The organism is Lutibacter litoralis (assembly GCF_014646675.1).
Taxonomy (GTDB): domain Bacteria; phylum Bacteroidota; class Bacteroidia; order Flavobacteriales; family Flavobacteriaceae; genus Lutibacter; species Lutibacter litoralis.
The window spans coordinates 1-7393 of sequence record NZ_BMNS01000016.1 but is presented as its reverse complement, the minus strand read 5'-3'; the positions used below and the strand labels follow the sequence as shown (position 1 = coordinate 7393).

Genomic DNA, 7393 nt, shown 5'->3' with positions numbered 1-7393 from the left:
TTTGGAATTACTAAGCATGAGATTCCCAGTCAAGCTGGGAATGACGGATCGTTTCAGATCTATTCATCTTTTACAGATCACTGTATAAATCTAACAATTTTGGATTCACTTTTTTAATTAATTCCCATTTCCAAGATTTATTCCATTTTTTTAATTGTTTTTCTCTTGCTATCGCCTGCTCTATTGAAGTAAACATCTCAATATAAACTAAAAAATGAACATTATACTTTTTAGTAAAAGAACAACCTGTGTTGTTTTTGTGTTGCGTTATTCTTTCTTTCAAATTGGATGTAACTCCAATATATGTAACGGTTTTGTTTTTATTAGTTAAAATGTAAATATAACTTTCCTTCATCGCTTGATTTTGTTCTGATTAAAATCTATAAACGTCACCTTCAGCTTGACTGGAGGTCTCATGTTTATTTATCTTATTTTTAAGATTCCCAATCAAGCTGGAAATGACGCTCGTTTAAAATTATACGTAACCAATCAATTAGTAAAACGTCACCCTCAGCTCGACTGGGGGTCTCTTGTTTATTTATTTTATTCATCAGATTCCCAATCAAGTTGGGAATGACGCTCTCCATTCTATCGTCATACCGCACGTGATGCGGTATCTTTTTATTAATAGTTACGATTAACTCTGAACATCTAACCCTAAGATACCCAATTAAGTTGGGAGTGACAAATGGTTTAATGTAGCACTTTATAATACAACTCCTCCATACCTTTTACCATAGCATCTACTGTGAATTGCTGTTCAATTTTAGCTCTAGCATTTTTTCTAACTGTATCAATTTGCGCTTGTGATAACTCCTTAAAGTTTATAATCTCTTGAGCCATTGCTTCCGGATCTCTTGTAGCAACCAGCCAACCTTCTTTAGTATGTGTAATTAATTCTTCCATACCTCCACAGTTAGTGCTGATTACAGGCAAACCCACCGCCATGGCTTCTACTACCACATTTGCAATACCTTCTTCTATACTTGGAAGTAGCATTAACTCTGCTTCCTGCATCATTTCAACTACTTTATATATAGGTATTTTATCTAAAAAAACAACCTCATTTTCTAAATTAAATGATTTCCGTAAATACAATAATTCTTCATCTCCACTACCTCCTACTATAGTGTACTTAAAAGAAATACCTTTTTCTTTTAAGATTTTGCACGATTGCAAAGCATAATTGTATCCTTTAATCCAATGTGAACGACCAACAGAAATGATATTTAGCATTTTTTCTTTTTGATAAGTTGCTGAAAATGGAATTTCATTTAAATCCAAACCTGTATAGACTACTTTATTAATTTTAGTTGCACTGTTATAAATTAAATCACCCTTTTTTGAAATAGCTTTTGATACGGAATGAAATCCAGCTAATTTAGGATACCATTGTTTTAAATATTCAAAATTATCGCTATTTACAAAAGGGCGTACATTACTATGATACCCTCTTTGGCTTAATACTACTGGAATTTTTTGTTCATTTAAAATCGTTTCAAACCAAGGAATTACCGATGGCCATTGGATATGTATACAATCTGGTTGAATCTTTGTAATTGCTATATGTAAGTTTTGCTGTTGTAATTCTTTTCGTTGCATTTTAAACAGCATCTTAACAGTCTTTAAAATATTGTTTAAACCTCCTTTTATCCAAGCTAGTTTTAACGTTGTTTTTATAAATGAAAAATTATTTGAATTACTTCCTAGTTTTATATATTGAATATTATTAAGCTTTGTAGTTAATTCCTCATTAAAACCAAGTATATATACTCTATGTTTTTTAGACAACCCTGCTGCTAAACGATTGATAAATGGTGTGGTATTAAAACTACCGTCAAAGATTACTATTTTTAGTTTACTGGAACTTTTCATTTGTACTTTTTCACTAAAAAGTTTATTTTATTTATTATTTTCTTTAAATAGTAATTATACTTACGTTTAAGTTCACTTAAATAATAACTCAAAATATTATTTTTATAAAACATTATTGAAAAATAAACTAATATGTCTCCATAATTATGATCCCTCAGACTTAACTTTCTTGATGGCCCAGTATAGTGAATAAATAGCACTTCTGTATTTACTTTATTAATAATATTATTTAAATTTAACAATGGATAGTTTTCAGGGGTTTCTTTACCATAAATACCACAATTATTAACTTTAATTTTCAACTCTTTATTGAAACTAAGTACGTTTGTTATTAAATTTAAAAACCCTTGATCGTTAAATCTAATTCTTTTATCATTTAAAAATATTTTGTTTAATTCAAATCTATGTTTTATTAAATATTCCTTTAGAATTGGAAATATCCTTTTATGTAAAGCAATATGGCTAGCAGAAAAAAAATAAAAATTTTTTAAATCAAATTGATATTCTGGAAAATCGTCTGGATTAAATGCATATTGATTTATGAATTTTTTAGTATTTCCTTCATTATAATTTTTTAATGCCCCTTGTAAAATATAAAAATCATAAATTTCATTAGAAAATAAATCAATTTTATTTGTTAAAATTGAATCGGCATCCAAATGCACATAATAATCATAATCATACCCCATTTCAGGTAAATACAAAATATTTAATTTAGATAATAAAATATATAAATCAAGGTTATGTAACTTATTAAAATCTTTTGAATCTTCTATAAAAATATTTTCAACACCTCTAAACTCTGGAATACTAAAACTTCCATCTTTTATTATTATAATTGGCAATTCAGAATTAAAATATTTAATACTTGCAACTAAGGCCTTACAATAATGAACTAGATTCTTAGATAATGTAATAACTACCGCTACTTTCATAAAGTATCCAACTTCTTTTATTAATATGAATTATATTTTTTTACAGTAATTTGTTCAAATCTAAAGCTATTCTTTAACACAAACATTACATGCATTAGAATACTTTTAATTTCTAAAAATCACATAATTTCACAATCAAAATGAATTTTACGATTAGCTGTCTTTTTTTTAACTTAAATATATCATTATTAAACTTCACTATATAACTTAATTATTTTGTTAACTTCATGTTTTACTGTAAAATTATTATTTACGTATTTTATAGCTTCAGTTGAAAAAGAGTGATACAATTTGGTATCTGACCATAATTTTATAATATAATCAACAGCCAATTCTATGTCATTAGTATTTACACAATAACCTGTTTCACCATGAATAATAGCTTCTGGAAGACCTCCACTATTTGAAACAATACAAGGGACACCAATCGACTGCGCTTCAACAACCACCCCTCCAAAAGACTCCGAATGACTTAATTGCAAATAAAAATCATAAAGTTTCAACTTTTTTTTAAAAATAATATTTTCAATTTTACCAAAATAATTTACTTCCTTTTTTAGCCCATATTTATCTATTAAATAGTAAACCTGACCTATATCTGGTCCATCACCATAAATATCATATTGAACATTTATTCCTCTTTCTTTTAAAACTTTAATAGTTCTTAAATTACCTTCAATATTTTTTTCCCAACACATTCTATACGCTGAAATAATTTTTACAAATTCTTTATTTGGATACTTTGGTTCAGCAAGAGATTTTAAACCAAAAGATATTGGAATAATGTGTATTTTATTTTCCGAAATACCCCATTTTTGTAAATATTTTTTTTGATGTTTACTCATTGCAATAAATGCATCTACCTTATCACCGTAATTTTTATAAAAATCTCGCCATCTCTCATCAATCCATGGCTTAACATAAGTATCACCACCTCTTAATGTAATGATAATTTTTGGTCGCTCGCTTTTTGACATTTTTAACAAACCTAAAATTTTTGAGAATAAAAAGGAATGTTGTATATGTATAATAGTTACTTTATCATGAATAGCTTTATATCCTATATATGATAAGCCTTTATAAATTGGATTAAATAAACCTGCCAATCTCAAAAAGATTCTTCTATAATTATAGCTAGGTAAAATTGTAACATTTGCATCTATATTTTTAGTGCCACTATAAGCACATATTTGAATAGTTAATGTAGTTTGTTTTTGTAAAGCTTCAATTACTGGAGGAATATATGGCTGATAAAAAAGTGGATAACTTTCAAATACTTGGAGGATTTTTAAGGTTTTATTTTTCATCATTTTACATGGCTAAAATATAAATGAATTAAATGAATCATATCTCTACAATCATTTCTTATTATTCTAAACAGAAGCTTTATTTTTTTATTTAGTCCTGGGCAATGATTCATAAATAATTTACGATATATTCTATATTCAATATTATAAATTAATTTAACATCTTGTTTTGAAAAGAAAAGATTACCCCAATTTATTAATGATTTTGTTAATTTTCTGTATAATAAAAAACTCTCTAAGGCATCTCCTGTTCTTTCATTAGTCATATTATTAGAATGTATTCGAACATAGGCTAATACAGTATTTGTATTGTAAAACTCATAAAAATAACTTACTCTTCTCCAAAATTCCCAATCTTCAGCAATTGTATAATTAGTATCAAATAATCCAACTTTATCAAACACCTCTTTTCTAATTAATGGAGTTGGTGATTTTATTCTATTTTTTATTAATAGATATTCAAAGTTATTTATATTATTTTTTATTATAGGGCATTGTTGTTCCTTAAGTAATGTACTGTTTTTATCCACCGTACGAATACAGCCTGAAACTAAACCAATTTTAGGATATATGTTTAGTATTTCTATTTGCTTCTCTAATTTATCTAATACCCAGTAATCATCATCGTCACAAAAAGCAATATAATTACCTTTACTTTTTTTGATTCCATAATTTCTTGAATCTGGTTGTCCTGAATTTTCTTTATAATAATAGTTACATTTCAGAAATTCTCTACATAATTCTTTATTTTTTTTTGCAATATCAATATCGGATCCATCATCAATCACAAATACTTCAATATTTCTATACGATTGATTTACAATACTTAACAAACATTCTTCTAGATACTTATTTCTATTATAAGTAGTAATTATAACGCTTACTAGTGGTGATTTCAAAATAGAAGCTATTTTTTATTTGAAATTAAATTCTTTAATTTTCTTAAAGGTCGCAATATTTGTTTACCTAAATTATAATCAATAGATTTATTTAACTGATTATTTCTTTTTTCAAGTTCTTTTATTCTTTTAAAGAAATAGGTAATTGTCTTTTCAATATTTTTTGAATATAATTCTTGATGTTTTAAAAAAATGTACTCCTTTAATTCAGAATCATATTCTAACCTTGCAACGGAATCTCTAGATGTATATTTTACTCTATAATTAAATAATACTTCTTTAATTATATAAGTCTTCCAATTTTTTTTGGCAATAGCTATCCAAAATTCCCAATCTTCATAACCATTTATCATTTTCTCATCGTAACCCCCAACTTGCTCCCAACAAGCTTTCCTATACATCGAACTTGCAGATGCACCTTTATTCTCAAACAATAAATCATTCACCGTGCTTCCTTTTTTTAAATTAATTTTTAATTCTATACCTAAAGAGTTAAATGATCTTGTATGACATCCTACTATACCAACTTCTTTATTATTGTTTAATATATAAATAGCTTTCTCAATAAAAGTTGATTCAAAAAAGTCATCAGCATCTAATGTTAATATATATTCAGTATTAGCTAGATCAATAGCTTTATTTCTAGCCTTACATACTCCGAGATTATCCTGTAGTATAACTTCAATTATATCATTGTTAATTTTACTTAAAATAGCTTTAGTTATATCATCAGAGCCATCATCTATTACGATTATCTTTTCTGGTAAAATGGTCTGTTTTAATATTGAATTAACAGCACTTAAAACATACTCCTCATCATTATAACAAGGAATAATAGCAGTAACATTGGAATTTATCATTATTTTATCCACGAATTAAATTTACTACTTTCTATATTAAAAAATAAAAATACTGAATATAAGCTAAGCACAAACCATTTAACTAATCCTCTTTCTAAAATAAAATACATTATAAATTTTGTAAAATATGGGGTACTTTTATGATTTTTAACAAATGTTTTATAAAGATTAATACAAGTCCCTAACATTTTATTTCTTGTCTTTTTATTCAAAGCGTGCTTTACAGCTTTATAAGTTCTTATTTGGCAGACGAATTTTTGTGTTATTGCTTCTAATTTATTCGTATGCAATTTTATTTGAATTGCCTCACTATGTATCCTTCTTTTAGATAAAATTTCATTTAAAAAAAATCCTTTTAATTTTTTAAGAGCAAGTAATTTTATAATAAAATTATATTCTTGACCAGATTTTAAGAATTCATCATAAAAAATATTTCCTATAGATTCTTTTTTTATCATCATATCTTGAGTAATCCAACCAACTTTATTACAAATAAAATTATCTGCATTTAACTCATTAAATTCGATATCTCTATATAAATTTAATTCTTGAGTGGTTCCATCTTCAAAAAAATTAATGCACTTTGAAATAACAAAATCAACAACTTTAAATTTATTTATAATTAATACCTTTTTTTCTATAAAATTTAATATCATTAAGTCATCACTGTCAAACCAATTAACATATTCCCCCTTACATAACTCAAAACCATAATTCCGAGCAGCATTCCCTCCTGGTAATCTATCTTTTGGTCTATGATGGTATTGTATGCGGCTATCCTTTTCACAATACATTTTTAACACCTCATCTGTAGTGTCTGTAGATCCATCATCAACCACAATACACTCCCAATTGCTATAGGTTTGCGCAATAACACTATCTAATGTTTCACCAATTAAATGGGCGCGGTTATAGGTAGGAATTATTATGGATACTAAAGGGTTTTGCATAAAAATATAATAATGTTTAAAAATAGGAATTCTATTTGAATGTAAAAATTATTACAGCTATAAACATTATTTTAATATGCGTTTTAAATAATACTCCAAAACAACATATGCTGCATTAACAATACCCTAAATTAATTTATAACACAAGCTTTAAAAACATGTACATCATTTTTTAATAGTTGCTCAACTAATTTCAATAGTCGCTCGACTATTTTTAATAGTTGCTTGACTAATTTCTAAAGTCTCTCGATTTTATTTAAAAACTGTACCATTTTAATGTTGGTGTTCATTTTAATGTAAAATAATCTCCTCGGTTTGTGGGTACCTTAATAATTTTTATTTTAAATTAAAACGCTATATTTATTGCTTATTTTAAGATTAAAATAGTTTAAATTAACGCCAACTAAAAATTAGCAATTCAGTTTAGGAAATCTGAATACGAGACAAGCAATATTCATTCATTTAAAAAGCGAACCAAAAACAATGCCTATATGGTATTCCTACAAAAAAGATTACAAATTTAAGCAGCTCGTTTAATCTTGTTTTTTAATAATCTTCTTTCTGTTT

General features: G+C 26.3%; 7 protein-coding genes. All 7 read right to left on the bottom strand.

Annotation, left to right across the window (positions count from 1 at the left end; all coding sequences use genetic code 11):
* Positions 1-70 precede the first annotated feature (70 nt).
* The 7 genes from IEW75_RS15600 to IEW75_RS15570 all read right to left on the bottom strand — a co-directional run bounded on the left by IEW75_RS15600 (position 71) and on the right by IEW75_RS15570 (position 6826).
* Complete coding sequence (locus IEW75_RS15600; RefSeq protein ID WP_134246593.1) at positions 71-355, bottom strand: GIY-YIG nuclease family protein; 285 nt, start codon at positions 353-355, stop codon at positions 71-73.
* Positions 356-693: 338 nt separating this feature from the next.
* Positions 694-1875: a glycosyltransferase family 4 protein gene (locus IEW75_RS15595; protein WP_134246592.1), complete on the bottom strand. Its 1182-nt coding sequence runs from the start codon at positions 1873-1875 to the stop codon at positions 694-696.
* Complete coding sequence (locus IEW75_RS15590) at positions 1872-2810, bottom strand: hypothetical protein (protein WP_134246591.1); 939 nt, start codon at positions 2808-2810, stop codon at positions 1872-1874. The genes IEW75_RS15595 and IEW75_RS15590 overlap by 4 nt, the downstream gene beginning before the upstream one ends.
* Before the next feature lie 188 nt (positions 2811-2998).
* The gene (locus IEW75_RS15585) at positions 2999-4120 is read right to left on the bottom strand and encodes a glycosyltransferase family 4 protein (protein ID WP_134246590.1); all 1122 of its coding nucleotides are present in this window, start codon (positions 4118-4120) and stop codon (positions 2999-3001) included.
* Positions 4117-5016: a glycosyltransferase gene (locus tag IEW75_RS15580; protein WP_158283752.1), complete on the bottom strand. Its 900-nt coding sequence runs from the start codon at positions 5014-5016 to the stop codon at positions 4117-4119. The genes IEW75_RS15585 and IEW75_RS15580 overlap by 4 nt, the downstream gene beginning before the upstream one ends.
* An 8-nt stretch (positions 5017-5024) precedes the next feature.
* Positions 5025-5876: a glycosyltransferase family 2 protein gene (locus IEW75_RS15575; RefSeq protein ID WP_134246588.1), complete on the bottom strand. Its 852-nt coding sequence runs from the start codon at positions 5874-5876 to the stop codon at positions 5025-5027.
* Positions 5876-6826 carry a glycosyltransferase family 2 protein gene (locus IEW75_RS15570; protein ID WP_134246587.1) on the bottom strand — a complete coding sequence of 317 codons (951 nt, stop codon included), beginning with the start codon at positions 6824-6826 and terminating at the stop codon, positions 5876-5878. The genes IEW75_RS15575 and IEW75_RS15570 overlap by 1 nt, the downstream gene beginning before the upstream one ends.
* Positions 6827-7393 lie beyond the last annotated feature (567 nt).

Excerpts from the sequence above, each read along its gene's own strand:
- IEW75_RS15585 (WP_134246590.1), bottom strand. The coding sequence starts at position 4,120 with ATGATGAAAAATAAAACCTTAAAAATCCTCCAAGTATTTGAAAGTTAT.
- IEW75_RS15575 (WP_134246588.1), bottom strand. The coding sequence starts at position 5,876 with ATGATAAATTCCAATGTTACTGCTATTATTCCTTGTTATAATGATGAG.
- IEW75_RS15600 (WP_134246593.1), bottom strand. The coding sequence starts at position 355 with ATGAAGGAAAGTTATATTTACATTTTAACTAATAAAAACAAAACCGTT.
- IEW75_RS15595 (WP_134246592.1), bottom strand. The coding sequence starts at position 1,875 with ATGAAAAGTTCCAGTAAACTAAAAATAGTAATCTTTGACGGTAGTTTT.
- IEW75_RS15590 (WP_134246591.1), bottom strand. The coding sequence starts at position 2,810 with ATGAAAGTAGCGGTAGTTATTACATTATCTAAGAATCTAGTTCATTAT.
- IEW75_RS15570 (WP_134246587.1), bottom strand. The coding sequence starts at position 6,826 with ATGCAAAACCCTTTAGTATCCATAATAATTCCTACCTATAACCGCGCC.